The 26463-nt window shown below is 53.0% G+C and carries 25 protein-coding genes; 13 read left to right on the forward strand and 12 right to left on the reverse strand.

What is annotated here, in order from left to right; all coding sequences use genetic code 11:
* The first annotated feature begins 19 nt into the window (after positions 1-19).
* The 9 genes from sapA to pdeR all read left to right on the forward strand — a co-directional run bounded on the left by sapA (position 20) and on the right by pdeR (position 11691).
* Positions 20-1660, forward strand: a complete 1641-nt coding sequence (gene sapA / locus HV318_RS03800) for an ABC transporter substrate-binding protein SapA (RefSeq protein ID WP_182271631.1) — start codon at positions 20-22, stop codon at positions 1658-1660.
* Entirely contained in the window at positions 1657-2622 is a 966-nt protein-coding gene (gene sapB, locus HV318_RS03805; RefSeq protein ID WP_182271632.1) for a putrescine export ABC transporter permease SapB, read from the forward strand. Before sapA ends, sapB begins: the two co-directional genes overlap by 4 nt.
* The gene (sapC, locus tag HV318_RS03810; RefSeq protein WP_182271633.1) at positions 2609-3499 is read left to right on the forward strand and encodes a putrescine export ABC transporter permease SapC; all 891 of its coding nucleotides are present in this window, start codon (positions 2609-2611) and stop codon (positions 3497-3499) included. The genes sapB and sapC overlap by 14 nt, the downstream gene beginning before the upstream one ends.
* Entirely contained in the window at positions 3499-4491 is a 993-nt protein-coding gene (gene sapD / locus HV318_RS03815; protein ID WP_182271634.1) for a putrescine export ABC transporter ATP-binding protein SapD, read from the forward strand. Before sapC ends, sapD begins: the two co-directional genes overlap by 1 nt.
* A 1-nt stretch (position 4492) precedes the next feature.
* Complete coding sequence (sapF, locus tag HV318_RS03820; protein WP_182271635.1) at positions 4493-5299, forward strand: putrescine export ABC transporter ATP-binding protein SapF; 807 nt, start codon at positions 4493-4495, stop codon at positions 5297-5299.
* Between the two features lie 124 nt (positions 5300-5423).
* On the forward strand, positions 5424-6212 hold the full coding sequence (gene fabI / locus HV318_RS03825) for an enoyl-ACP reductase FabI (RefSeq protein WP_182271636.1): 789 nt from the start codon (positions 5424-5426) through the stop codon (positions 6210-6212).
* 153 nt (positions 6213-6365) lie between these two features.
* A complete protein-coding gene (locus HV318_RS03830; RefSeq protein ID WP_182271637.1) occupies positions 6366-7352 on the forward strand; it encodes a CMD domain-containing protein in 987 nt (328 codons plus the stop codon).
* A gap of 88 nt (positions 7353-7440) precedes the next feature.
* Positions 7441-9375: an exoribonuclease II gene (locus HV318_RS03835; RefSeq protein ID WP_182271638.1), complete on the forward strand. Its 1935-nt coding sequence runs from the start codon at positions 7441-7443 to the stop codon at positions 9373-9375.
* Between the two features lie 324 nt (positions 9376-9699).
* Complete coding sequence (gene pdeR / locus HV318_RS03840) at positions 9700-11691, forward strand: cyclic di-GMP phosphodiesterase (RefSeq protein ID WP_182271639.1); 1992 nt, start codon at positions 9700-9702, stop codon at positions 11689-11691.
* Here pdeR and HV318_RS03845 read toward each other — a convergent pair.
* The gene (locus HV318_RS03845; protein ID WP_182271640.1) at positions 11688-12557 is read right to left on the reverse strand and encodes a crotonase/enoyl-CoA hydratase family protein; all 870 of its coding nucleotides are present in this window, start codon (positions 12555-12557) and stop codon (positions 11688-11690) included. The genes pdeR and HV318_RS03845 overlap by 4 nt on opposite strands.
* A 194-nt stretch (positions 12558-12751) precedes the next feature.
* Here HV318_RS03845 and yciZ point away from each other — a divergent pair, with 194 nt between their 5' ends.
* From yciZ to osmB, 3 genes are all read left to right on the forward strand, one after another.
* The gene (gene yciZ / locus HV318_RS03850) at positions 12752-12934 is read left to right on the forward strand and encodes a YciZ family protein (RefSeq protein WP_182271641.1); all 183 of its coding nucleotides are present in this window, start codon (positions 12752-12754) and stop codon (positions 12932-12934) included.
* 43 nt (positions 12935-12977) lie between these two features.
* Positions 12978-13730: a DNA-binding transcriptional regulator YciT gene (yciT, locus tag HV318_RS03855; protein ID WP_182271642.1), complete on the forward strand. Its 753-nt coding sequence runs from the start codon at positions 12978-12980 to the stop codon at positions 13728-13730.
* Between the two features lie 260 nt (positions 13731-13990).
* Positions 13991-14209, forward strand: a complete 219-nt coding sequence (gene osmB / locus HV318_RS03860) for an osmotically-inducible lipoprotein OsmB (RefSeq protein ID WP_182271643.1) — start codon at positions 13991-13993, stop codon at positions 14207-14209.
* Between the two features lie 106 nt (positions 14210-14315).
* Here the strand turns inward: osmB and yciH are convergent, their stop codons facing one another.
* The 5 genes from yciH to pgpB all read right to left on the reverse strand — a co-directional run bounded on the left by yciH (position 14316) and on the right by pgpB (position 17965).
* Complete coding sequence (gene yciH / locus HV318_RS03865) at positions 14316-14642, reverse strand: stress response translation initiation inhibitor YciH (RefSeq protein WP_182271644.1); 327 nt, start codon at positions 14640-14642, stop codon at positions 14316-14318.
* Entirely contained in the window at positions 14642-15379 is a 738-nt protein-coding gene (gene pyrF / locus HV318_RS03870; protein WP_182271645.1) for an orotidine-5'-phosphate decarboxylase, read from the reverse strand. The genes yciH and pyrF overlap by 1 nt, the downstream gene beginning before the upstream one ends.
* Before the next feature lie 185 nt (positions 15380-15564).
* Positions 15565-16734 (reverse strand): lipopolysaccharide assembly protein LapB, encoded by a 1170-nt coding sequence (gene lapB, locus HV318_RS03875; protein WP_182271646.1) that lies wholly within the window; start codon positions 16732-16734, stop codon positions 15565-15567.
* A 6-nt stretch (positions 16735-16740) separates the two neighbouring features.
* Positions 16741-17049 (reverse strand): LapA family protein, encoded by a 309-nt coding sequence (locus HV318_RS03880; protein WP_182271647.1) that lies wholly within the window; start codon positions 17047-17049, stop codon positions 16741-16743.
* Between the two features lie 148 nt (positions 17050-17197).
* On the reverse strand, positions 17198-17965 hold the full coding sequence (gene pgpB, locus HV318_RS03885; protein ID WP_182271648.1) for a phosphatidylglycerophosphatase B: 768 nt from the start codon (positions 17963-17965) through the stop codon (positions 17198-17200).
* A 197-nt stretch (positions 17966-18162) separates the two neighbouring features.
* On the opposite strand from pgpB, the gene ribA reads away from it, so the two are divergent.
* Entirely contained in the window at positions 18163-18753 is a 591-nt protein-coding gene (ribA, locus tag HV318_RS03890) for a GTP cyclohydrolase II (RefSeq protein ID WP_182271649.1), read from the forward strand.
* A 46-nt stretch (positions 18754-18799) separates the two neighbouring features.
* Here ribA and acnA read toward each other — a convergent pair whose 3' ends face one another.
* The 6 genes from acnA to topA all read right to left on the reverse strand — a co-directional run bounded on the left by acnA (position 18800) and on the right by topA (position 26287).
* Positions 18800-21475 (reverse strand): aconitate hydratase AcnA, encoded by a 2676-nt coding sequence (gene acnA, locus HV318_RS03895; protein ID WP_182271650.1) that lies wholly within the window; start codon positions 21473-21475, stop codon positions 18800-18802.
* A gap of 164 nt (positions 21476-21639) precedes the next feature.
* The gene (gene ymiC, locus HV318_RS24165; protein WP_230857801.1) at positions 21640-21738 is read right to left on the reverse strand and encodes a small membrane protein YmiC; all 99 of its coding nucleotides are present in this window, start codon (positions 21736-21738) and stop codon (positions 21640-21642) included.
* Between the two features lie 138 nt (positions 21739-21876).
* Positions 21877-22047: a YciX family protein gene (locus HV318_RS03900; RefSeq protein ID WP_182271651.1), complete on the reverse strand. Its 171-nt coding sequence runs from the start codon at positions 22045-22047 to the stop codon at positions 21877-21879.
* Positions 22048-22049: 2 nt separating this feature from the next.
* Positions 22050-22211, reverse strand: coding sequence for a YmiA family putative membrane protein (locus HV318_RS24475; RefSeq protein WP_182271652.1), 162 nt, complete (start codon positions 22209-22211; stop codon positions 22050-22052).
* 316 nt (positions 22212-22527) lie between these two features.
* Positions 22528-23502, reverse strand: coding sequence for an HTH-type transcriptional regulator CysB (gene cysB / locus HV318_RS03910; RefSeq protein ID WP_014170373.1), 975 nt, complete (start codon positions 23500-23502; stop codon positions 22528-22530).
* 187 nt (positions 23503-23689) lie between these two features.
* Complete coding sequence (gene topA, locus HV318_RS03915) at positions 23690-26287, reverse strand: type I DNA topoisomerase (RefSeq protein WP_182271653.1); 2598 nt, start codon at positions 26285-26287, stop codon at positions 23690-23692.
* Between the last annotated feature and the right edge of the window lie 176 nt (positions 26288-26463).

Here is a 26463-nt window from a genome sequence, read left to right on the forward strand (position 1 = left end):
AAGTAATACCTTAAAAATTATGCGTCTGGTTTTATCGTCCCTGTTTGCACTTGGCCTGTTCAGTAACATGGCCTTTGCTGCGCCCGAGCGGGCTGCGCTTCCTGATATTCGCGATAGCGGCTTCGTCTATTGCGTCAGCGGCCAGGTTGATACCTTTAACCCGCAAAAAGCGGGAAGCGGGCTGATTGTTGATACACTCGCCGCCCAGCTTTACGATCGTCTGCTTGATGTTGACCCGTATACCTATCGTCTGGTTCCTGAGCTTGCCGAAAGCTGGGAAGTGCTGGATAACGGCGCGACTTACCGTTTCCGCCTTCGCGATGATGTCGCTTTCCAGCACACGCCGTGGTTTACCCCTACGCGCAAGCTAAACGCAGATGATGTAGTCTTTACCTTCCAGCGTATCTTTAACCGTAACCATCCGTGGCATAACGTTAACGGGGGAAGCTTCCCTTATTTTGACAGTCTGCAGTTTGCCGACACCGTTAAAAGCGTACGCAAGCTGGATAACCGGACGGTTGAGTTTACCCTGGCGCGCCCGGATGCCTCTTTCCTGTGGCATCTGGCTACACACTATGCATCCGTCATGTCTGCCGAATACGCGGCTCAGTTGACCAAAAACGATCATCAGGAGTTACTTGACCGTCAGCCTGTCGGTACAGGTCCGTTCCAGGTGGCCGAATACCGCTCCGGGCAATATATTCGCCTGCAGCGCCATGAACATTTCTGGCGCGGCACCCCGCTGATGCCACAGGTGGTGGTTGATCTCGGTTCCGGCGGAACGGGGCGTCTTTCGAAACTGCTGACCGGCGAATGCGACGTACTCGCCTGGCCGGCTGCCAGCCAGTTGACCATTCTGCGCGACGATCCACGCCTGCGTCTGACGTTACGTCCCGGCATGAACATCGCATATCTGGCGTTTAACACCGATAAACCACCGCTGAATAACCCTGCCGTGCGTCATGCACTGGCCCTGGCCATTAACAACCAGCGACTGATGCAGTCTATCTATTATGGTACGGCTGAAACGGCTGCCTCTATTTTACCGCGCGCCTCCTGGGCGTATGATGGTGAAGCTAAAATTACTGAATACAATCCGGCGAAAGCGCGCGAACAGCTTAAAGCACTGGGCGCAGAAAACCTGACGCTCCAGCTGTGGGTACCGACCAGTTCACAGGCGTGGAACCCAAGCCCACTCAAAACTGCCGAGCTGCTGCAGGCCGATATGGCGCAAGCCGGCGTCAAAGTGGTCATCGTACCGGTCGAGGGTCGTTTCCAGGAGGCGCGCCTGATGGATATGAATCATGACCTGACGTTAACGGGCTGGGCCACCGACAGTAATGACCCGGACAGCTTCTTCCGTCCGCTGTTGAGCTGTGCAGCCATTAACTCGCAAACAAACTATGCTCACTGGTGTAACCGCGAGTTTGACGCCGTGCTGCAAAAAGCGCTCGCGTCGCAACAGCTTGCCTCACGCATCGACGCCTATGACGAAGCGCAAAACATTCTCGCCCGTGAACTGCCTGTGCTACCACTCGCCTCTTCCCTGCGTCTCCAGGCCTATCGTTACGATATTAAAGGGCTGGTACTGAGTCCGTTTGGTAACGCCTCCTTCGCGGGCGTCTCTCGCGAAAAAGAACAAGAGGTGAAAAAACCATGATTATTTTTACCTTGCGTCGACTCTTGCTGCTGCTGGTGACGCTCTTTTTCCTGACATTTGTCGGCTTTAGTCTGAGCTATTTCACCCCACACGCCCCGCTTCATGGCTCGTCGCTGTGGGACGCGTGGCAGTTCTGGTTTAACGGCCTGCTGCACTGGGATTTTGGCGTATCCAGTATCAACGGTCAGCTTATTTCAGAGCAGCTGAAAGTGGTGTTCCCGGCCACGATGGAACTGTGCATTCTGGCTTTCGGCTTTGCGCTGATGGTGGGCATTCCGGTGGGGATGCTGGCGGGGATTTATCGCAACAAATGGCAGGATAAATTCATCAGCGCCCTCGCTCTGCTCGGCTTCTCAATCCCGATCTTCTGGCTGGCGCTGCTGTTGACGCTTTTCTTCTCACTGACGATGGGCTGGCTGCCGGTTTCTGGCCGTTTTGACCTGCTTTATACAGTAAAAACGGTGACCGGGTTTGCGATTGTTGACGCGTGGCTGTCTGATTCCGTCTGGCGTCATGAAATGATCGTCAGCGCCCTGCGTCATATGGTATTGCCCGTGCTGACGCTGGCTGTGGCCCCGACAACCGAAGTGATCCGCCTGATGCGGATCAGCACCATTGAGGTGTTCGATCAAAACTACGTCAAAGCCGCCGCCACGCGCGGGTTATCGCGTCTGACCATTTTGCGCCGCCATGTGCTGCACAATGCGTTGCCACCCGTTATCCCACGCCTGGGGCTACAGTTCTCAACCATGCTGACCCTGGCGATGATCACCGAGATGGTCTTTAGCTGGCCAGGCCTGGGACGCTGGATGATTAACGCCATCCGCCAGCAGGATTACGCCGCCCTCTCTGCGGGCGTGATGGTGATCGGCTCACTGGTTATTATTGTTAACGTGATTTCCGATATTTTGGGTGCAATGGCTAACCCGTTGAAGCATAAGGAATGGTATGCCTTACGATAGCGTATACAGCGAAAAACGCACGCCTGGTGCGTTACGTACCGTGTGGCGTAAATTCTATGGTGACACCACGGCAATGATCGGCCTGTATGGCTGTGCGGGTCTGGTTGTGCTTTGCATCTTTGGCTCGTGGTTTGCACCGTATGGTATTGATCAGCAGTTCCTCGGCTATCAGCTGTTGCCTCCGTCGTGGTCGCGCTACGGTGAAGTCTCCTTCTTCCTGGGAACCGACGATCTTGGCCGCGATGTGTTAAGCCGCCTGCTGAGCGGCGCAGCTCCGACGGTCGGTGGCGCATTTGTGGTGACGCTTGGGGCAACGGTTTGTGGTCTGGCGCTTGGCATTTTTGCCGGGTCGACACATGGCCTGCGCTCGGCGGTGCTGAACCATATTCTGGACACCCTGCTCTCTATTCCGTCTCTGCTGCTGGCCATTATTGTTGTGGCCTTCGCCGGGCCGCACCTGACGCATGCCATGTTCGCCGTCTGGCTGGCCATCCTGCCCCGCATCGTTCGCTCGGTGTACAGCATGGTGCACGACGAACTGGAAAAAGAGTATGTTGTCGCAGCCCGTCTGGACGGGGCGACAACGTCCAATATTTTATGGTTTGCCGTGCTGCCGAATATCGCGTCAGGTCTGGTCACCGAGATCACCCGGGCGCTGTCGATGGCAATTCTGGACATCGCCGCACTCGGTTTCCTCGATTTGGGTGCACAACTGCCGTCACCTGAATGGGGCGCAATGCTCGGCGACGCGCTGGAGCTTATCTACGTTGCACCGTGGACAGTCATGTTGCCGGGGGCAGCCATTATGGTGAGCGTGCTGCTTGTCAACCTGCTGGGCGACGGTATTCGCCGTGCAATTAATGCGGGGGTGCAATAATGCCGCTTCTTGATATCCGCAATCTCACTATCGAATTCAAAACCGGTGAAGGCTGGGTCAAGGCCGTCGATCGCATCAGCATTACCCTTGCAGAAGGCGAAATTCGCGGTCTGGTGGGCGAGTCTGGATCAGGAAAGAGCCTGATCGCCAAAGCCATTTGCGGCGTGGCGAAAGACAACTGGCGCGTCACCGCTGACCGCATGCGTTTTGATGATATCGACCTGCAGCGCCTCTCTCCGCGCGAGCGCCGCAAGCTGGTGGGTCATAACGTCTCTATGATTTTCCAGGAGCCACAATCCTGTCTCGACCCGTCGGAGCGCGTGGGCAAACAGCTGATGCAGAACATTCCCGGCTGGACGTACAAAGGCCGCTGGTGGCAGCGTTTCGGCTGGCGCAAACGTCGCGCCATTGAGCTACTTCACCGCGTCGGGATCAAAGATCACAAAGACGCGATGCGCAGTTTCCCCTACGAGCTGACGGACGGTGAGTGTCAGAAGGTGATGATTGCCATTGCGCTGGCTAACCAGCCGCGTTTACTGATTGCTGATGAACCAACGAATGCGATGGAACCGACCACACAGGCGCAGATTTTCCGCCTGCTTTCACGTCTGAACCAGAACAATAACACCACCATTTTGCTGATCAGTCATGACCTGCAGATGCTCAGCAAATGGGCAGATAAAATTGATGTGATGTATTGCGGGCAGACGGTTGAAACCGCCATCAGTGAAGACCTGGTCAACACGCCGCACCACCCCTATACGCAGGCGTTGATCCGTGCGATCCCGGATTTTGGCAGTGCCATGCCACACAAAAGCCGCCTGAACACGCTACCGGGCGCGATCCCGCTGCTGGAGTCGCTGCCAATTGGCTGCCGTCTGGGGCCACGCTGTCCGTACGCTCAGCGTAAATGTATTGAGACGCCGCGTCTGACAGGTGCCAAAAATCATCTTTACGCCTGTCATTTCCCGCTGAACATGGAGAGAGAGTGAAATGGTCGAAACTTTGCTGGAAGTCCGCAACCTGAGTAAGACCTTTCGCTACCGTACAGGGCTGTTTCACCGCCAGACCGTTGAAGCAGTGAAACCACTGAGCTTTATGCTGCGCGAAAAACAGACCCTGGCAATCATCGGCGAGAACGGTTCGGGGAAATCCACGCTGGCGAAAATGCTCGCGGGAATGGTAGAACCCACCAGTGGCGAAGTGCTGATTGACGATCATCCCCTGACATTCGGTGATTACTCTTTCCGCAGCCAGCGTATCCGCATGATATTTCAGGATCCGTCGACATCGCTTAACCCACGCCAGCGGATTTCGCAGATCCTGGACTTTCCGCTGCGGCTGAATACCAACCTGGATCCTGAGGCACGTCGTAAACGGATATTTGAAACCCTGCGTATGGTTGGGCTGCTGCCCGATCACGAAAGTTACTACCCGCATATGCTGGCTCCCGGACAGAAGCAGCGTCTGGGGCTGGCGCGCGCGTTAATCCTGCGCCCGAAAGTGATCATCGCCGACGAGGCGCTTGCGTCGCTGGATATGTCGATGCGTTCACAGTTGATTAACCTGATGCTGGAATTGCAGGAAAAACAGGGGATCTCTTATATTTACGTCACCCAGCATCTTGGCATGATGAAACACATCAGCGACCAGGTTCTGGTCATGCATCAGGGTGAAGTTGTCGAGCGTGGAAGTACCGCAGATGTCATGGCCTCCCCGCTTCATGATCTCACCAAACGACTGATTGCCGGACATTTTGGTGAAGCATTAACCGCTGATGCATGGCGAAAAGACCGTTAACCGTGCGTCAAAAGAGTGGTCGGATTAACTAAGCACGCGACACGTGATATTATCGCCGCGTTTTAACGACGATTGTCCCATTGAGATGACGATCGCCACAACAATGAATATAAGGATCAAAGCTATGGGTTTTCTTTCCGGTAAGCGCATTCTGGTAACCGGCGTTGCCAGCAAACTGTCCATCGCATATGGCATCGCACAGGCTATGCACCGCGAAGGCGCTGAGCTGGCGTTCACCTACCAGAACGACAAGCTGAAAGGCCGTGTTGAAGAGTTTGCCGCGCAGCTGGGTTCCAGCATTGTTCTGGAATGCGACGTTGCGCAAGACGAAAGCATCGATGGCATGTTTGCTGAACTGGCAAAAGCATGGCCGAAATTCGACGGCTTCGTTCACTCCATCGGCTTCGCTCCAGGCGATCAGCTGGACGGTGACTATGTGAACGCGGTAACCCGTGAAGGCTTCAAAATCGCGCACGACATCAGCTCTTACAGCTTCGTGGCGATGGCTAAATCTTGCCGCACCATGCTGAACCCAGGAGCTGCCCTGCTGACCCTGTCCTACCTGGGCGCAGAGCGCGCAATCCCTAACTACAACGTTATGGGCCTGGCTAAAGCGTCTCTGGAAGCGAACGTACGCTACATGGCGAACGCAATGGGTCCGGAAGGCGTACGTGTTAACGGTATCTCTGCTGGCCCAATCCGCACCCTGGCGGCTTCCGGCATCAAAGATTTCCGTAAAATGCTGGCACACTGCGAAGCGGTTACCCCGATTCGCCGTACCGTTACCATCGAAGACGTGGGTAACTCTGCAGCATTCCTGTGCTCTGACCTTTCCGCAGGTATCTCCGGCGAAGTGGTTCACGTTGATGGCGGCTTCAACATCGCTGCAATGAACGAGCTGGAAATTAAATAAGCTGTCACTCTCTTCCCGTCGGGGAAGAGAGTTCTCCCTTCCCCGCCGTCCCTTCGTTATTCCGTTCTGCTATTTGTTATCACCTAACAATATTTTTCCCCTTGCTCACCTTACGCCAGGATATTGATCGCCATTTGAGATCAAGGAACGCACATGGAACAACGCCGTTTTTCCGGCAAAGGTCACTGGTATCATGAAACCCAGTCAAATCGCTCACAGTCGGATGTCCTGCCGCTGGTGCCCGAAGCCGCTAATGTCGACGACCGTTTTTTGCTCGATTTAACCCTGCCTGAAGAGATTGTCGCCGCGTGTTCTGGCTGGCTTACCCCTGCCAGAGCTTTATGTCACCTGCTGTTTCCGCGCGATACCCCAGTGAACCGTCTGCATACGTTAAGCGCCTACGACAGGCTAAGCACTGCATTAACGGTGGCCCAGGCCTGCGGCGTTCAGAGGCTATGTAACCATTACGCCGCCCTGCTTACCCCGCTTCCTGGTCCCGATTCCTCACGCGAAAGCAATCGTCGCCTGGCGCAAATTACTCAGTACGCCCGCCAGCTTGCCAGCTCACCTGACGTCATCGACGATAAAGCCCAGAACCAGCTTGATGAGGTAGGTCTGACAACGTATGACATTGTGCTTATTAACCAGATCATCGGCTTTATCGGTTTTCAGGCGCGCGTTGTCGCCGTCTTCCAGGCGTTACTCGGACACCCCGTACGCTGGTTACCGGGACATCATATCCAGCCCCATACGCTGCCCGTCCATGCCCGCACGTGGGTGTCTATTCTGCCTGTTGTTGAACTGCGCTATGCCAACGCTCATCAGTTGGATTCCCTTTCCCGCTGGCAGCCAGAGCCTGCACTTCAGGTGCTGACGCCGGTGCTTTGTCATGAGCCAGCGCTGCTCGATCTGACGGGTGAAATCCTGATAAACAGCCGCGAAGATGAATCTCCGACTCTTCTGGCGCTTTCCGCAGCGGTAGCGTTATTGACACATTCACCAGACCGTTTCAGTGCCGCGCAGTTTACTCCGCTGACGGACGAAGGGCTCCCTGCTGTACGGGCGATAAACCTGCTGACCCAAAGCGCATTTGGAGGCTGGCTCGAACGCCTTAGCATCGCCCTTGGCAAAGAGGAATAACCGTACTAATTACCCAAAGATCCCTTGCTGTGACAGTGAGAATCGCGTAAAACTGTCAGCCGCTCAATGGCTACGAAAATAGAACATTATGTTTCAGGACAACCCGCTGCTAGCGCAGCTTAAACAGCAACTGCATTCCCAGACGCCGCGTGCAGAAGGGGTCGTAAAAGCCACGGAAAAGGGCTTTGGCTTCCTTGAAGTTGACGCGCAGAAAAGCTACTTCATTCCACCACCGCAGATGAAGAAAGTGATGCACGGCGACCGCATCACTGCCGTTATTCATACCGAGAAGGAACGTGAATCCGCCGAGCCGGAAACATTGATCGAACCGTTCCTGACCCGTTTCGTCGGCAAGATCCACAGAAAAGACGATCGTCTTTCTATCGTTCCAGACCATCCCCTGCTGAAAGATGCCGTTCCTTGCCGCGCCGCGCGTGGTGTTGAGCATGATTTTAAAGAGGGTGACTGGGCCGTAGCAGAAATGCGCCGTCATCCTCTGAAAGGCGATCGCGGTTTCTATGCCGAACTCACGCAGTTCATCACCTTTGGCGACGACCATTTCGTGCCGTGGTGGGTGACGCTGGCACGCCATAATCTTGAAAAAGAAGCGCCAAATGGCGTCGCGACAGAGATGCAGGACGAAGGTCTGGCACGTCGCGATCTGACCGCACTGGAGTTCGTCACCATTGACAGCGCCAGCACCGAAGATATGGACGATGCGCTGTTTGCTGAAGAGAGCGCCGATGGCAAGCTGCATTTGACCGTTGCCATTGCTGACCCTACCGCGTGGATTGTCGAAGGCAGTAAGCTGGACGATGCGGCAAAAATTCGCGCGTTCACCAACTATCTGCCTGGCTTTAACATCCCGATGTTGCCGCGCGAACTGTCTGACGACCTCTGCTCGCTGAGGGCGAATGAAGTGCGTCCGGTGCTTGCCTGCCGTATGACCATCGCCGCTGATGGTACGATTGAAGACGATATCGAATTCTTTGCCGCAACCATCGAATCGAAAGCCAAACTGGCTTATGACGACGTATCAGACTGGCTGGAGGACACCGGCAGCTGGAAGCCGGACTCAGACGCCATCGCTGCACAGATCCGTCTGCTGCATCGCATCTGCCTGAACCGTGGCGAATGGCGTAAAACCCATGCGCTGGTCTTCCGCGACCGTCCGGATTATCGCTTTGTTCTGGGTGAAAAAGGTGAAGTGCTGGATATCGTGGCCGAACCGCGTCGCATTGCGAACCGCATCGTTGAAGAAGCCATGATTTCTGCCAACATCTGCGCCGCACGGGTACTGCGCGACAAACTGGGCTTCGGCATTTACAACGTCCACACGGGCTTCGATCCGGCGAATACCGAAGCACTGGCCGCCCTGCTGAAAAACCACGATGTGCATGTTGACCCGGAAGAAGTTCTGACGCTGCAGGGCTTCTGCAAACTGCGCCGTGAGCTCGACGCTCAGCCGTCCGGTTTCCTGGATAGCCGCATTCGCCGGTTCCAGTCCTTTGCTGAAATCAGCACGGAACCTGGCCCGCACTTCGGCCTGGGTCTGGATGCCTACGCAACCTGGACCTCCCCGATCCGTAAGTATGGTGATATGGTTAACCACCGCCTGCTGAAAGCGATTATCAAAGGTGAAACCGTTGCGCGCCCTCAGGATGACACCACCCTGCAGATGGCCGATCGCCGCCGCCTGAACCGTATGGCAGAACGTGACGTTGGTGACTGGTTGTATGCCCGCTTCCTGAATGACAAAGCCGGTACCGAGACCCGCTTCCCTGCTGAGATCATTGATATCAGCCGTGGTGGCATGCGTGTACGCCTGGTGGATAACGGTGCTGTTGCCTTTATCCCTGCACCGTTCCTGCATGCTGTCCGCGATGAACTGACCTGTAGCCAGGAAAACGGTACCGTGCAAATCAAAGGTGAAACGGTTTATAAAGTCACTGACGTGATTGACGTAAACATTGCCGAAGTCCGCATGGAAACCCGCAGTATTATCGCGCGCCCTGTCGCCTGATAACCTGTTAAAATGTTGGCCCTTTCCATTAAGATTGGGCCAACATTTTCTATTTTTCCCCCGCACAACGAAAACATCATTTTTTCTTACTATTTTCAATCTCCAGTCACCCAAAATCGCCAGAGTTATCTACAGTAAAAGAGTGTCGTAATGTTCGTTTACGTGAATTTTTATACGTTGAGTATCCTTTTTTACCCGAGTCGTTTTAATATAAGAAAATAGGGAAAAACAATAAGTTCACTTCGGTTTTGCCGCTCTTTTACTACGGAAAAGTCGACTGCCGATGAATATTTTTTGCGCTAACGAGCAGCCGCAGGAGAGAATATGATGGACGATCTGGAGCAGAATTTGCTGTTTCGTTACATGGGCACTCACAGCCCCTGGTGGCGACTGACAGCGGACAGCAATGCTCTGCATCTGGCCGCCAGCGAAAATACCGATGTCATTCAGGTGGTCGCACTCACTGATGAGCAAGCGGATCTTATTCGCCAGCTGACGGTTATTACTTCCAGTATCACAATGTCACTTTCTCTGTACGGGGCAGATGTCCCTGTGCATCTCGTTGGCCGTAAAATCAGTAAAAAAGAGTGGGCTGGCACGGCCTCCGCCTGGAATGACACCCCTTCTGTCGCCCGCGATCTGGTGCAGGGCCTCTCATTTGCCGAACAGGTTGTCTCAGAAGCCAACTCCGTCATTGTTATCCTCGATCAGCATGGCAATATTCAGCGTTTCAACCGTCTGAGTGAAGAGTACACCGGTCTGAAAGAGCAAGAAGTCATTGGTCAGAACGTGTTTAAGCTGTTCATGAGCCGCAGCGAAGCGGCTGCGTCTAAACGTAATATTACCGGTTTCTTTCGTAACGGCAGTTCCTACGAAGTTGAGCGCTGGATCAAAACGCGCAAAGGGCAAAGATTGTTTCTGTTCAGAAACAAATTTGTGCACAGCGGCAGCGGTAAAAATGAAATTTTCCTTATCTGTTCAGGTACCGACATTACGGAAGAACGCCGTGCCCAGGAGCGCCTGCGCGTGCTGGCCAACACTGATACCATTACCGGGTTGCCAAACCGGAATGCCATTCACGAACTGATTTCTGATGCCATCGACGCCCGTGGGGAAAATCAGGTCGGCGTGGTGTACCTCGATCTGGATAACTTCAAGAAGGTCAACGATGCCTACGGGCATATGTTTGGCGACCAGTTATTGCAGGCTGTTGCCCTCGCCATCCTCAGCTGTCTGGATGAAGGCCAGGTACTGGCGCGACTCGGCGGCGATGAGTTTATTGTCATGGCGACAGAAACGTCGCAGAGCTCTCTGGAAGCGATGGCGTCGCGTATTCTGACCCGTCTGCGTCAGCCGTTCAGAATCGGTCTGATTGAAATTTACACGGGCTGTTCGCTGGGTATCGCCCTAGCTCCACAGCACGGTAACGATCGGGAAAGCGTTATCCGTAATGCGGATACCGCCATGTATACCGCAAAAGAGAATGGTCGGGGCAAGTTCTGCGTTTTCTCACCAGAAATGAACCAGCGCGTTTTTGAATATCTCTGGCTGGATACCAACCTGCGTAAAGCACTGGATAACGATCAGCTCCTGATCCACTACCAGCCTAAAGTGACCTGGCGCGGTGAAGTCAGAAGTCTTGAAGCATTGGTGCGCTGGCAGTCACCAGAGCGTGGGCTGATCCCTCCGCTGGAATTTATCTCGTATGCCGAAGAGTCCGGCCTGATTGTGCCGCTTGGTCGTTGGGTCATGCTTGACGTGGTTCGGCAGGTGGCTAAATGGCGTGACAAGGGCATTAACCTGCGCGTGGCGGTGAACGTCTCTGCGCGGCAGTTGGCCGATCAAACCATTTTCAGCGATTTAAAGCAGGCGCTTAAGGATCTGAATTTTGAATACTGCCCTGTCGACGTTGAGTTGACCGAAAGTTGTCTGATCGAAAACGAGGAGCTGGCGCTCTCTGTGATCCAGCAATTCAGCCAGCTTGGCGCACAAATTCATCTGGACGATTTTGGTACTGGGTATTCCTCCCTTTCACAGCTGGCGCGGTTCCCCATTGATGCCATCAAGCTCGACCAGTCTTTTGTCCGGGATATTCATAAGCAATCGATCTCGCAATCTTTGGTGCGGGCCATTGTGGCCGTTGCGCAGGCGTTAAACCTGCAGGTTATTGCCGAAGGTGTGGAAAGTGCAAAAGAAGACGCCTTTCTGACGAAGAACGGCGTCAACGAACGGCAGGGTTTCTTGTTTGCTAAGCCAATGCCCGCTGCCGCATTCGAGCGATGGCTAAAACGTTATCAGTCGCGAAAGATGCGTTAACTGGCTTTGCGTAATCCCGCCGCATGATGGCGGTTTTGCAGCATAACGAGGCGCTCCATATAGGCGATGTCTTTAGGTTCGAGGCAGAATGCGGCATCGACCCAGTCTTCCGTAATATCCATCAATTCGCTGCGAGGCAGTTGCAGAACGCGAGTACGGGCACGCAACATTGCCCTTACGCCGTTCAGTTTCGGCAGCAGCGTATCAATAAACGTACGTACGGAGACATAGCCCTGCCCAGGTTCAAACAGCACATCCACTAACCCATGCTGTTCGTACCATTCTGCCGTATGAGACTCCCCTTTATAGATGAGTTCCTCTGCCAACTTCATGCCTGAACGACGTGCAACCAGCGAATACCCCCCCATGCCCGGGAACAGGTTAAAGGCAATTTCAGGGAAGCCTAAGCGGGCATCGCGCTGGGCCAGAACAAAATGGTGCGCCAGAGCGGCCTCAAACCCACCGCCTAACGCACTTCCTTCGACCATCGCCAGTGTGATAGCACCCGTATCAAACCCTCGTGAAGCCGCATGTACGCAATCGACACAGGCTCGGGCATACGCACGTAACGCTTCCCGACGCCCGTTCTGAATGCAGTCCACGAAAAACTGCAAGTCTCCACCTGCATTGTACATATCCGGTACGAGCGACCCGGTTACCCAAAAATCGACAACAAAACCGGATTGCCGTACCAGCCAGGAGAGGTTCATGATCTCCTCAATCAATGCATGGTTAAAACAAGGTCGTGGCTCCGCCCGCAACATCATCCAGACCGTGCGACGTTCCGCCTCATAATAGCCTGCCAGCTGAGTGAAACGTTCAGCATCGGTAAACAGCGTACAGGTAGATTGGTTAATAACTGTCATAGTCTAATTCCTCATATAAAAAAGCGCCTTGCGCGCAGTTTTAGACTAATCCACTCATTAAGCCTGCTGCATGAGAGGAGATAAAATTATCACTTTCATTTATGTAATTTAGTTATTGCATTTTTTTCCCTTCTCTTTTGAATCCATTTTCTGCATCATTGAAAATATTAACTTTTCGCGCCTGAGGTGAGATTATGGCTAACATTGATACACTAACCGTGGCACAACGTATTGATACGGTGCTGGATATACTGGTTGCAGGTGATTATCACTCTGCGATCCGTAACCTTGAGATCCTGAAATCAGAGCTTCTGGCGCAAAATGGCAGCGAAATTACAGCTGAAAACACACAGCCCAAAGCCCCGTGGGAAGTGTAATCACACCGTTTCCGACCTCGTTTCGCTTTATTAAATGGATGCTATGAATTCCCGACAACAAATTATTTTGCAGATGGTCATCGATCAGGGACGCGTGAGCGTGGTCGATCTCGCCAAAACAACAGGTGTTTCTGAAGTCACAATCCGTCAGGATCTCAATCTTCTGGAAAAACAGAGCTACCTGCGTCGTGCGCATGGCTATGCCGTCCCACTCGACAGTGAGGACGTTGAAACGCGCATGATGAACAACTATGCCCTGAAGCGAGAACTGGCAGAGTTTGCTGCGTCTTTAGTGAGCAATGGCGAAACGGTCTTTATTGAGAATGGCAGCTGCAACGCTCTTCTGGCGCGCACACTTGCCGATCAAAAAAACGTCACTATTATCACCGTCAGTAGTTATATTGCGCATTTGCTCAAGGAGACGCACTGCGAAGTGATTCTGTTGGGTGGGATCTACCAGAAAAAAAGCGAGAGCATGGTTGGCCCACTCACTCGTCAGTATGTACAGCAGGTACATTTCAGTAAGGCCTTCATCGGCATTGACGGCTGGCAACCAGAAACAGGTTTCACCGGCCGGGATATGATGCGCTCGGATGTGGTTAACGCCGTGCTGGAAAAAGAGTGTGAAGCCATTGTGCTTACCGACAGTTCAAAATTTGGTGCGGTTCATCCCTACATGATGGGGCCGATATCTCGCTTTAGTCGCGTCATTACCGACGATCGCCTGAGCAATGACCACCGTCATCAACTCGAACGTGATGGCCTTATTGTCGACATTATTAAGAAATCGTCCTGAAGCTCTTTTGCGCCTGAATTCCGGGCGCACCCTCCCCCTCGTCTGAGATAATTCTCATCCCTCCTTTAAGAGTTTTTACCTGTTTAATCTACCTCAAAGACGTAGAATTATTATTAGCGATATAACAGGAAGTGACTATCACCTGCGTGATTATGTACACCTGCGCGACCAGCTTTCACGGGAACGGATTTTAAGTATGCAGCTTGTCTATACTTAAAGGGTACTCCTTTCTGTGAATCGATAATTCAGGAGAACGTATTATGTCTTTAACCAGCAAAAAATTAGCCGCCGCTGTTCTGGCCATCACTGTAGCAATGTCCCTGAGCGCGTGCTCTAACTGGTCTAAACGCGATCGTAACACCGCACTTGGTGCCGGCGCGGGCGCTCTCGGTGGCGCAATATTAACAGATGGTAGTACGCTGGGCACATTAGGTGGTGCAGCTGTCGGTGGTATTATCGGTCACCAGGTGGGCAAATAACCACTAAAACGCCTCCACCGGCATAAAGATATATATTGAGCACATTGCAGGTCTGACTTACGCACGTAAAAAAAAGAGCCTCGGTATTAACCGGGGCTCATTTATTTTAACCACCTGCCAGTTTTACTTTCATACCTTTGGCTTCAAGCAACGATTTAATTAAATCACGCTTATCACCCTGTATTTCGATAATACCGTCTTTCACGGCACCGCCGCATCCGCATTTCTTCTTCAGCTCTGCCGCCAGCTTTGCCAGTTCCGCGTCATCCAGATCAAGACCGGAGAGCAGACACACGCCCTTTCCTTTTCGGCCGCTGGTTTGGCGCTGAATGCGAACGATGCCATCCCCCTTCGGGCGTTCCGTTTTCGCTTTCGGCTCATCAATGCGTCCGGTTTCGGTTGAATAGACCAGACGGCTGTTAGAATCGGTCATTACGCCCCCTTTTTCAGTGAGGCGTTGATAGCCTTAAGCGTCTCTGCCGGGTTTGCTGATTGCGTCACCGGACGCCCAATCACCATATAGTCTACGCCTGCAGCCATTGCCTGCTCAGGCGTCATAATACGGCGCTGATCGCCAATTTCGCTGCCCGCGGGACGGATCCCCGGCGTCACCAGTTTGAAATCCTGGCCCAGCTCTTTTTTGAAGCGCACTGCTTCCTGTGCCGAACAGACGACACCATCAAGACCGCAATTTTGCGCCAGACGCGCCAGACGTTCTGCATGCTCAGCAGGTGACAACGTCACACCCAGATCGCGTAAATCACTTTCATCCATACTGGTCAGCACAGTCACCGCAATCAGTAAAGGTGCATCGTTGCCAAACGGTACAAGCGCCTCACGGGCGGCCGTCATCATTCTCGCCCCACCCGATGCATGAACGTTCACCATCCATACGCCCAGCTCAGCGGCAGCGGCAACGGCGTGCGCCGTTGTGTTCGGGATATCATGGAATTTCAGGTCGAGGAAAACGTCAAAACCGCGCTGTTGCAGATCGCGAACGATTTGCGGACCAAATAGCGTGAACATTTCTTTGCCCACTTTCAGGCGGCAGTCGCGAGGATCAATACCGTCGACGAAGGCCAGCGCGGCGTCACGCTTATTGTAATCGAGAGCAACAACAACAGGAGAATCGGTAACTACGCGGGAAGCGGAGGAAGTAACAGACGTCATGACCAGCCCTTTTCGTCTATGGGCGCGCAGCGGCGCGGAACAGATAAACGGCCAGCATTCTACCTGCCAACGCCGCAAATTGACAGAATCGATTTTCTTTCCTGCCAGGCTGAGTTCCGCACGGAACCGAACGGTCTTTAAAAAACCATCAGTATGTTGTAACTAAAATAAAGTGTTTTAAAAAACTATTGCCCGTCGAGGCCGCGTATTGGCTTAATCGTCGACCATGCCCGGCATGACGGACAGTGCCAGTACAGCGTATAGGCAGTAAAACCGCACTTCTGGCAGCGGTATCGTGGTTTGCTGCGTACCTGCTCGCCGACCATGTCACGCAGTACCATCAGGCTCTCTTTGGCGCGCCCTTCTTCTGCGTCGTTCAGGTGGTAATCCATCAGCTTATGGAAGACCCGCATGGTTGGATGGCGCTGCAGCTGACGGGTGATGTAGACCTGCGCAGTGTCACTGCCTTCATGCTGCTCAACCACGTCAGAGAGCATCAGTTCGGCCGTTGCACCGGTATTTTCTTCCACACAACGACGCAGGAACGTGACCCACTCATCCTGTTTATCCAGCTGTTGATAGCAGGTTTGCAGCATTTCCAGTGTTTCACTGACCAGCTCTTTATCCTGGTCGATGACCCGTAACAGGTTTTCAACGGCTTTGGCAAACTCGCCTTTCGCCATAAAGACGCGCCCCATCATAATGGAGATGCGCGCGCTATTGCGATCTGCGGCGGCCCCTTTCTTCAGCAACGTCATGGCTTTATCCATGTCGTCGTTGCCCATTTGCTGCAGAGCAAGCTCACAGTAGAAATGCGCTATCTCAACGCGCTGCTTGTCTTTCCCCAGCTTCACCAGCCGCTCGGCGGTATCAATGGCTTTCTGCCAGTCACTTGTGGCCTGATAAATCTGCAGCAATTGCTGCAGAGCGCTGATGCGGAAATCAGTTTCATCCACCAGCTGTGAGAACATGTCTTCAGCACGATCGTACAACCCCGCTGCCATGTAGTCCCGGCCCAGCTGTTGCACCGCCAGCAGACGCTGTTCGTAGGTTAACGAGGCACTTTCCATGAGGGTCTGGTGAATGCGGATGGCGCGGTCAACTTCTCCGCGAGAGCGGAACAGGTTTCCCAGGGTGAGATGCGCTTCAACGGTGCCGGTGTCCTCTTTCAGCATGTCGAGGAACAGGTCTACCGCTTTGTCCTGTTGATTGCTCAGGAGGAAGTTCACCCCCGCAACATAGTCGCGGGAGAGCCGGTTGGCTTCATCCTGTTTTGTTTGTTGCGCACTTCTGCGACCCATATACCAGCCATAGGCTGCAGCTACAGGCAGAAGCAGAAACAACAACTCGAGCATATTCGATTATTCCTTGACTACCGGTACACCAGAGCTTTCCGGAACGTCGGACGCAGGCGCAATGTGATGTTCGAGTCGTTTAATTTTACGTTCAGCGCGCACAAGAGAAACACGGGTTTTCAGCCAGAACAGGCCACAAACCAGCCAGCCGATGGCAAAACCCGCCGCGAATAAGACAGCAAGCAGGCTCGACACCCGATACTCGCCCTGCGCCAGCAGATAATTAAACGTCACCAGTTGATCGTTTTGTGCGCCCAGCGTGACTGAAATGACAAAAATCGCCAACACCAGTAAGAAAATGAGTAAATATTTCACATTACTTCCCGTTATGTGGTTCAAGCGAATAAAGTGTGTTCAACTCACCGTAATCAGTCTTATAAACTACCATTTTAGTGACGGGCGCGAAACGGAAAAAGTGACGCACCAGTCATGGATTTATGGGCAAAAGACGTAATATCAACCTTCACACCCCGGTTTGTTCCCTTTCGGCGATTTCTTGCTTCTCTTCCGGAGGTGGAGTCAGTGGCCCGCAGAGCCGTTCAGCAAGCCACGTCGCAAACGTCACCAGCACCCAGGAGATGAGTGTCGCCACGATCAGATCACGCGGCCAGTGCATCCCCAACAGTAAGCGGCTTCCCATCACTGCCGTTGCCCAGGCCAGTAACACCGCGATGGTTAGCGTCCGACGACGCGGCCACAGTAGCCCAACCCCAAGCAATGCCCAACTGGCTGCAAACATGGTATGTCCGGAAGGAAACGCAAATCCGGTTTCTTTTTGCCAGTGCTTACGTAAAAATTTCGGAATGTCGTGTTGTTCTGCAAGCTGCTCTTTGACCAGATCCGCGCGATCTTTACGCTTTAAATTGTAGAACGCATCAACCGGGATATCGTGTGCTTTTTCCAGCCAGACAACAAAAGGACGCGGTTCCTGAACGTGATCTTTCACCCAGGATTTCACGCCCTGGCCAACCAGGATAGCCACGCCGAGAATGACAAAAAGCATCAACGCCGGGCGTAGTCGAAAACGCAGACACCACAGAAACCAGACACAGAGCAGCACATGGGTGATAATCCCCCACGGTTGCGTGACCGTTTCGGTGACCCAGTACAATGATTTAAGCCACAAGGCATTTTGCCCGGGCTGCCACATCCAGCCTGATATCCACACAGCCAGAGGCATAATAAGTAAGATGGCCGCGCCCGCTGCCGTTCGTCTGGCGATTGAAAGCATGTCTTCTCCTTTTTCGCTAAGCGTCACAATCATAACTGAATTTCACTGGATGCGTGGAGATGTCGGATCGTGCGTTTAACGTTCGTATAGCATGGCGGCAATTAGGCGAACACGCTGAGCTTGTGGCAAAATGAACAGATACAAAAAGCCAAACAGGCGAAAGGCACGAAACGTGTCAGCCTACTCTGGAGAATCACATGCAGCTTAAACGTGTGGCAGAAGCCAAACTGCCAACCCCCTGGGGCGATTTCCTGATGGTGGGTTTTGAAGAACTGGCAACCGGGCAGGATCACGTCGCCCTGGTGTTTGGTGACATTTCAGGACAAACGCCGGTTCTGTCCCGCGTTCACTCGGAATGTCTGACCGGTGACGCCCTGTTCAGCCTGCGCTGTGACTGCGGTTTCCAGCTTGAAGCCGCGCTGTCGCATATTGCTGAGGAAGGCCGTGGGGTGTTGCTTTATCATCGTCAGGAAGGCCGCAACATTGGCCTGCTGAATAAAATCCGCGCCTACGCGTTGCAGGATCAGGGTTACGATACCGTTGAGGCTAACCACCAGCTTGGTTTTGCCGCTGACGAGCGTGATTTCACCCTGTGTGCAGATATGTTCAAGCTGCTCGGCGTGGATGAAGTCCGCCTGCTGACGAACAACCCGCGCAAAGTGGAGATCCTGACAGAAGCCGGTATCAATATCGTTGAGCGCGTACCGCTGATTGTCGGACGTAATCCGAAAAATGCGCACTACCTCGATACCAAAGCCGCCAAAATGGGTCACCTGCTGAGCGAGTAATCCTTGTTAATGCCCGGCCACGCCGTTGCGCGCCGGGCATATCCCGTTAATTCAGCATGTTACGAATCACATAATGTAAAATGCCGTCATTCTGGTAATAGGTCAGCTCTGTTGCCGTATCGATGCGGCACCGACACTCCAGCACCTCCGTTTTCCCCCCGACGCGCGTGAGCGTCACAGGAACCGTTTTACCTGGCTGCAGGTTCTGCAGACCGCTAATATCAATCTGTTCTTCTCCGGTCAGCCCCAGTGTTTTACGGCTGACACCCTGCGGGAACTCAAGCGGCAGGATCCCCATCCCGATCAGGTTTGAACGGTGAATACGTTCAAAAGATTCAGCAATAACCACCCGTACCCCCAACAACCGGGGTCCTTTCGCAGCCCAGTCACGGCTGGAGCCTGAACCGTACTCCTTCCCGGCGATGACGGCCAGCGGCGTGCCTTCCTGTTGATACCTGACTGCAGCATCGTAAATCGCAACGACCTCCGTCCCCGGTAAATGACGCGTCATACCGCCTTCCACCCCCGGTACCATTTCGTTACGGATACGGATATTGGCAAACGTCCCGCGCATCATCACTTCGTGGTTACCACGGCGTGAACCGTAGGAGTTAAAGTCCCGCCGTTCCACGCCATGGCTTTGCAGGTAGCGGCCTGCCGGACTGTCGGCTTTGATACTCCCCGCCGGTGAAATATGATCCGTGGTGACGGAATCCCCCAACATCGCCAGAATGCGCGCACCGTGAATATCCTTAAGAGACTCAGGCTGCGCCCGCATTTCATCAAAGAACGGCGACAGGCGGATATAGGTTGAATCATCCTGCCAGTCGTAGGTATCAGAACCGGCCACGTTAATGACTTTCCACTCCGGCGTACCTTCAAACACCTCTGCGTACTCTTTATGGAACATCGCGGTAGATACCTGCTCAACGGCGCGGGCGATCTCCCGGGAAGACGGCCAGATATCCTTGAGATAGACGGGGTCATTATTGCGGTCGTGACCAATCGGATCGGTCACCAGGTTGATATTCATGTTCCCGGCCAGAGCGTAGGCCACAACCAGCGGTGGCGACGCCAGCCAGTTGGTTTTCACCAGCGGATGGATACGTCCTTCAAAATTTCGGTTTCCGGAAAGCACGGCACCGACGGTGAGATCACCTTGCTTAATTGCCGCTTCAATGGGTTCTGGTAGCGGGCCAGAGTTACCGATGCAAGTGGTACAACCGTACCCGACCAGGTTAAACCCCAGCTCATCGAGATATGGCGTGAGTTTGGCCTTCGCCAGGTAATCGGACACCACTTTCGACCCCGGAGCCAGAGAGGCTTTGACCCACGGCTGTGGTTTCAGCCCCAGCTCCACCGCTTTTTTTGCCAGCAACCCGGCGGCCATGAGTACGCTGGGGTTCGACGTGTTGGTACAGGAGGTAATGGCCGCAATCACAACGGCTCCTTCAGGGAGCTGGTACTGATGTCCGTTCATGACATAGTCGACCGGACGGTGGTCTTTTTGCGCGGCGTTCACTTCCAGTTCGTTACTGGCCGCAAATGCATTCGGCACATTGTTCAACGCAACGCGATCCTGCGGACGTTTTGGCCCGGCCAGACTTGCCTCTACCGTCCCCATGTCCAGCTCAAGGGTGCTGGTGAATACCGGTTCATCGCCAGGATTGCGCCACATACCCTGCGCTTTGGTGTAAGCCTCTACCAGTGCCACCTGTTCTTCACTGCGGCCACTCAGGCGCAGGTACTCCAGCGTTACGCCATCAATCGGGAAAAAGCCGCAGGTTGCACCGTATTCCGGCGACATATTCGCGATGGTGGCCCGATCCGCCAGCGGGAGCGAATCAAGTCCGTCGCCATAGAATTCAACGAACTTACCCACGACGCCGTGCTGGCGCAGCATCTGGGTCACGGTCAGCACCAGATCGGTTGCGGTGATCCCTTCAGAGAGTTTGCCTGTGAGCTTAAAGCCCACCACATCGGGAATGAGCATCGATACCGGTTGCCCCAGCATCGCCGCTTCGGCCTCAATTCCTCCGACGCCCCAGCCTAAAACGCCCAGGCCGTTGATCATGGTGGTATGTGAATCAGTGCCTACCAGCGTATCAGGATAGGCTACCCACTCTTTATCCTGCAGCTCACTCCAGACGGCTTTGCCCAGATATTCGAGATTCACCTGATGACAAATCCCGGTGCCAGGTGGAACAACGCGGAAACGGCTGAATGCCTGTTGCCCCCACTTGAGGAAGACGTAGCGCTCGTGGTTACGTTCCATCTCCAGGCGAACGTTCTCATCAAAAGCATCGTCGTCGCCAAAGCGATCCACAGTCACGGAGTGGTCAATCACGAGATCAACGGGGGATAGCGGGTTAACTTTCGCCGTATCGCCGCCCAGGCGCTTAACCGCTTCACGCATCGCGGCTAAATCAACAACGGCAGGAACACCGGTAAAGTCCTGCATCAATACCCTTGCCGGGCGATAGGCAATTTCTCTGTCAGCATGAGCATCCTTTAGCCACCCTGCCAGAGCGTGAATATCCTCGGCGGTGACGGAGTCACCATCCTGCCAGCGTAAGAGGTTTTCCAGCAGAACTTTCAAAGACTTGGGTAAACGCGAAATGTCTCCAAGCGTTTGGGCTGCCCGCGACAGGCTATAGTAGTGCCAGGTTTTATTTTCGGCCTGCAACGTGTCCTTACTGGCTTCGCGTAGGGTTAACGACATAAGCTCCTCCATAATTACAGGGATACCCTGACAATCATCAGGGCCGTAATTAAAGATAACACAAAGATGTCGTAACGTTTTGATAACAACCCAAATGGACAAATTTTGGAGTGGCTCAAAGTGGGTATAAAACAAAAAACCCCGCCGTAGCGAGGTTTTACAATTTAGTGGAAGGCCAGCCAGAGAAGCTGACACCAGAAGAGAATCGACACTGAGAACACACCGATCCACGACCAGTATTTGAGCGTTGTCATGTTATTCATCGCAGGGACACCAGACTTTATTTATTAAAGGTTCTGAGGTCTGCCCTCAGTTCTATATTGCTGATGTGTATTTATTAAAGAGTACAAAAGCACAGAGACATTATTCAAACTATTTGCATCGTTACGCAATAAACTAAATTATTGTTTTTTGGGCTCGTCTTCCGCGAACACATCAATAAAGGCTTGCTGCTGCGGCGTCAGTGTCCAGGACTCGGGTACAGTGGTCGCAGGTGTCTTGCGAGTTTTGCGACCATTGTCACGATGCTGACGCATTTGCTTTACCGTTTCTGCACGTACAGTCACTGCCATATTCAACCCCAATATTTCCAGGCCATGAGAGCAACCACCACCCAAAACAGGGCAGAGAGAAGGAAAGTCGCCAGCCAGGCTTTACGCTTGAGCGCAGGATCCCTTTGCGGCCCTTTACTTTCTGAAGATGGTGCTGACCTCATACAATCGACATCGCTTATCATTTAGAGACCAAATAATTGGTATAAGTAATCATCTGTTGAGATAAATCCTAAAGAAACTTTAGCCGAAAAGCCAGTGAATTTACGTATCCGATCGGAGGAAATATTCAATCTTTTGACCAGAAATAAATAATTGAAAAGAATTATTTGCGAACCCCCAATTTACTTTCTACTTTTGTCGCAAATTTGCGACAGTATAACCTTAAAAATAAAATGGGTTATGACATTATATGGCAGTGGGTTACAGATGATGATAATTCTGATTAGCATTAAAAAGTTATTTCGGTATCTTTGCGTGGGGGAAAGATACCGGGAGTGATTATTTAGCCGGAAGCTTAATGTCTTTAAACATTTCTTCGATATCTTCATTGGAACGCAATGCCACGGCCGTATCGACCACGTCACGCGTTAAATGCGGTGCAAAGCGCTGAATAAAATCATACATATAGCTACGCAGGAACGTGCTGCGGCGGAAACCAATCTTGGTGGTGCTATGGCTGAAAATATCATGCGCATCAAGACGCACCAGGTCCGGATCAGAGACAGGATCAACCGCCATGCTGGCAATAACGCCCACGCCCAACCCAAGCCGCACATATGTCTTAATGACGTCAGCATCCGTTGCGGTAAAGACGATACGCGGCGTTAACCCTGCCCGATTAAATGCCGTATCAAGCTCAGAGCGTCCGGTAAAACCGAAGGTATAGGTGACTAACGGATATTGCGCCAGCTCTTCAATAGTGACCGCCCCTTTACCCGCCAGCGGGTGATCGGGCGTCACCACAATAGAACGGTTCCAGTGGTAGCACGGCAGCATAACCAGATCGTCATACAGGTGGAGCGCTTCTGTCGCGATGGCGAAATCCGCATTGCCCTTTGAAACAGCTTCTGCGATTTGCGTCGGAGACCCCTGATGCATATGCAACGACACGCGCGGATAACGCTCAATAAAGCCCTTAATCACACCAGGTAGCGCATAACGGGCCTGAGTATGGGTAGTGGCAATATACAGAGAACCTTTATCCGGCCAGGTATGTTCGCCCGCAACAGACTTAATCGCATCAACTTTGGAAAGGACTTCCCGTGCGATCCGAATAATTTCCTGCCCTGCCGGAGTCACCTGCGTGAGGTGCTTACCGCTACGGGCAAAAATCTGAATACCTAACTCGTCCTCCAGCATGCGAACCTGCTTGCTGATGCCGGGCTGCGAGGTATAAAGCCCCTCGGCGGTAGAAGAGACGTTAAGGTTGTGATTCACCACCTCAACGATATAACGAAGCTGCTGTAGTTTCATGCCAGACCATCCGATTTAGCGCATGCGGTCAATCGCTTAAGACGATTTGATAATAAGAAATGGGTTAACTATAACCACTATATCATTTATAGCCTGACTGTATAGTACGGAACCAAAAATAATAACAACGTAATAAAAAAGGGCCGGAAGTCCGGCCCTTTTACAGGTAAGTTACGGTAAGTGAAGGTTATTTTTTACCTTCCACCCATTTACCGTCAACAAAGAACGCTGACCAGCCGGTCGCCTTGCCCTCTTTCTCCGCAGCGACATACTGCTGCTTCGTTTTACGGCTAAAACGCACAACGGTCTTATTACCTTCAGGATCCTGCTGTGGCGCATCGGCCAGATAACGCAGTTTCTCCGGCAGGCGATCGCGGAAGCGATGCAGCTCCTCGACCAGCGGTGCGCGGGTTTCACGCGATTTCGGGAAGGTGTTAGCGGCGAGGAAGACCCCGGCAGCGCCATCACGCAATACGAAATACGCGTCTGACTTCTCGCACGGCAGCTCTGGCAACGGAACCGGATCTTCCTTCGGCGGAGCAACTTCGCCATTACGCAGGATCTTACGCGTGTTCTTACACTCGTCGTTGGTACACGCCATGTATTTACCGAACCGCCCCATTTTCAGGTGCATTTCGGAACCACACTTCTCGCACTCAACAATCGGGCCGTCATAGCCTTTAATGCGGAACTCGCCCTCTTCAATCTCATATCCATCACACGTCGGGTTATTACCACATACGTGCAATTTACGTTTTGGATCGATCAGGTAGCTGTCCATTGCCGTGCCACATTTCTGGCAGCGACGCTTGGCGCGCAGCGCGTTGGTTTCCGCATCGTCACCTTCCAACACGTTAAGAACTTCGTTCTCGGGTACCAGGTTAATGGTGGTTTTGCAACGCTCTTTCGGTGAAAGTGCATAGCCGGAGCAGCCCAGGAATACCCCCGTTGTTGCGGTACGGATCCCCATCTTACGGCCACAGGTTGGGCAATCGATGCTGGTCAATACCATCTGGTTTGGCAGCATTCCACCCTCTTCAGGATCTTTCTCAGCTTTATCAAGCTGATTGGTAAAGTCGCTGAAGAAGCTGTCGAGTACCTTTTTCCATTCCGCCTGGTGGCTGGCAACCTGGTCGAGGCTGTCTTCCATTTGCGCGGTGAAATCGTAGTTCATCAACTCACGGAAGTTCGCTTCCAGACGGTCGGTGACAATTTCACCCATTTTTTCAGCATAGAAACGACGGTTTTCAACCCGGACGTAACCACGATCCTGAATGGTCGAAATAATCGACGCATAGGTAGATGGACGGCCAATACCGCGTTTTTCCAGCTCTTTAACCAGTGATGCTTCGCTGAAGCGCGCAGGTGGTTTGGTGAAGTGCTGTGCCGGGATCAGGTCAACCAGAGACAGTTCATCACCTTTGTTTACCGCAGGCAGCGTTCTGTCTTCGTCGCCTTTACGCAGCGCAGGCATAACTTTCGTCCAGCCGTCGAAACGCAGAATACGGCCACGCGCTTTCAGGCGGAAATCCCCCGCGCCAACGGTCAGGGTGGTGGAGTCATACTGCGCAGGCGTCATCTGGCACGCCACAAACTGACGCCAGATCAGCTGGTACAGTTTCTGCGCGTCGGCTTCCATATCCTTCAGTGATTCAGCCAGTACGGAAACGTCAGAAGGACGAATCGCTTCGTGCGCTTCCTGAGAGTTCTCTTTACTGGCGAACTGATTTGCGTTTTCCGGCAGGTATTTCTTACCGAAATTATCGCTGATATAACCGCGCACCATGTTGACCGCGTCCTGGCTCAGGTTCGTGGAGTCAGTACGCATATAGGTGATGTAACCCGCTTCATACAAGCGCTGCGCCATCATCATGGTTTTCTTCACGCCATAACCCAGACGCGTGCTTGCCGCCTGTTGCAGCGTAGAGGTAATAAACGGTGCGCCAGGTTTGCTGCTGGTCGGTTTGTCTTCACGCTCCAGTACCTGATAACGCGCTTTTTCCAGCAACGCCACTGCGGCCATCGTCTGGTCGCGGTTTTCAGGACGGAAAGGCTTGTCGTTCTGATGGCTTACCTGCAGCGGTAAAGCATCGCCGCCCGGCGTGGTGACATTGGCATCCACTTCCCAGAACTCTTCCGGGACAAATGCTTTAATTTCACGCTCGCGCTCAACCACAAGGCGTACGGCAACAGACTGCACACGCCCGGCAGACAAGCCACGGGCAATCTTTTTCCACAGCAGTGGAGAAACCATATAACCCACAACACGGTCCATAAAGCGACGTGCCTGCTGTGCGTTTACACGGTCAATATTCAGTTCACCTGGCTTCTCAAATGCCTGACGAATTGCATTCTTCGTAATTTCGTTAAACACTACGCGGCTGTAGCGTTTGTCGTCACCCCCGATCACTTCCCGCAGGTGCCATGCAATGGCTTCCCCTTCGCGGTCAAGGTCGGTTGCGAGATAGATATGGTCTGCTTTTTCAGCAAGCTGTTTCAGCTCGTTAACGACTTTTTCTTTCCCTGGCAGCACTTCATATTGTGCATCCCAGTCATGCCACGGGTTTACACCCATGCGGTTGACAAGCGCGCTACGTTCATCCTTTTTAGGCTTTTTAGCCCCTTTGGTGGAGGTAGAGTCTGCGCTCTTTTTGCTGGCTGAGCCACTGGTCGGCAAATCGCGGATATGACCCACGCTGGACTTAACCACGTAGTCATTACCCAGATACTTATTGATCGTTTTGGCTTTTGCCGGGGACTCAACGATGACGAGAGCTTTACCCATGTTCACCTTTACCTAATTTAATTCTTCCAGGAATACGCCGCATGTTGATTTCCCTTCCGCTGACGACGAGCCATTGATATAGCGGCTGTGCCAGGGGATATCAACCCCTTTGTCTTACCAGACGTCACACAATTAACGCCCAGGTGATTGAGTTATCGGGTATTTTTTTACAGCAA

The sequence above is a fragment of the Enterobacter sp. RHBSTW-00901 genome (genome assembly GCF_014103115.1).
GTDB classification, from domain to species: domain Bacteria; phylum Pseudomonadota; class Gammaproteobacteria; order Enterobacterales; family Enterobacteriaceae; genus Enterobacter; species Enterobacter cloacae_P.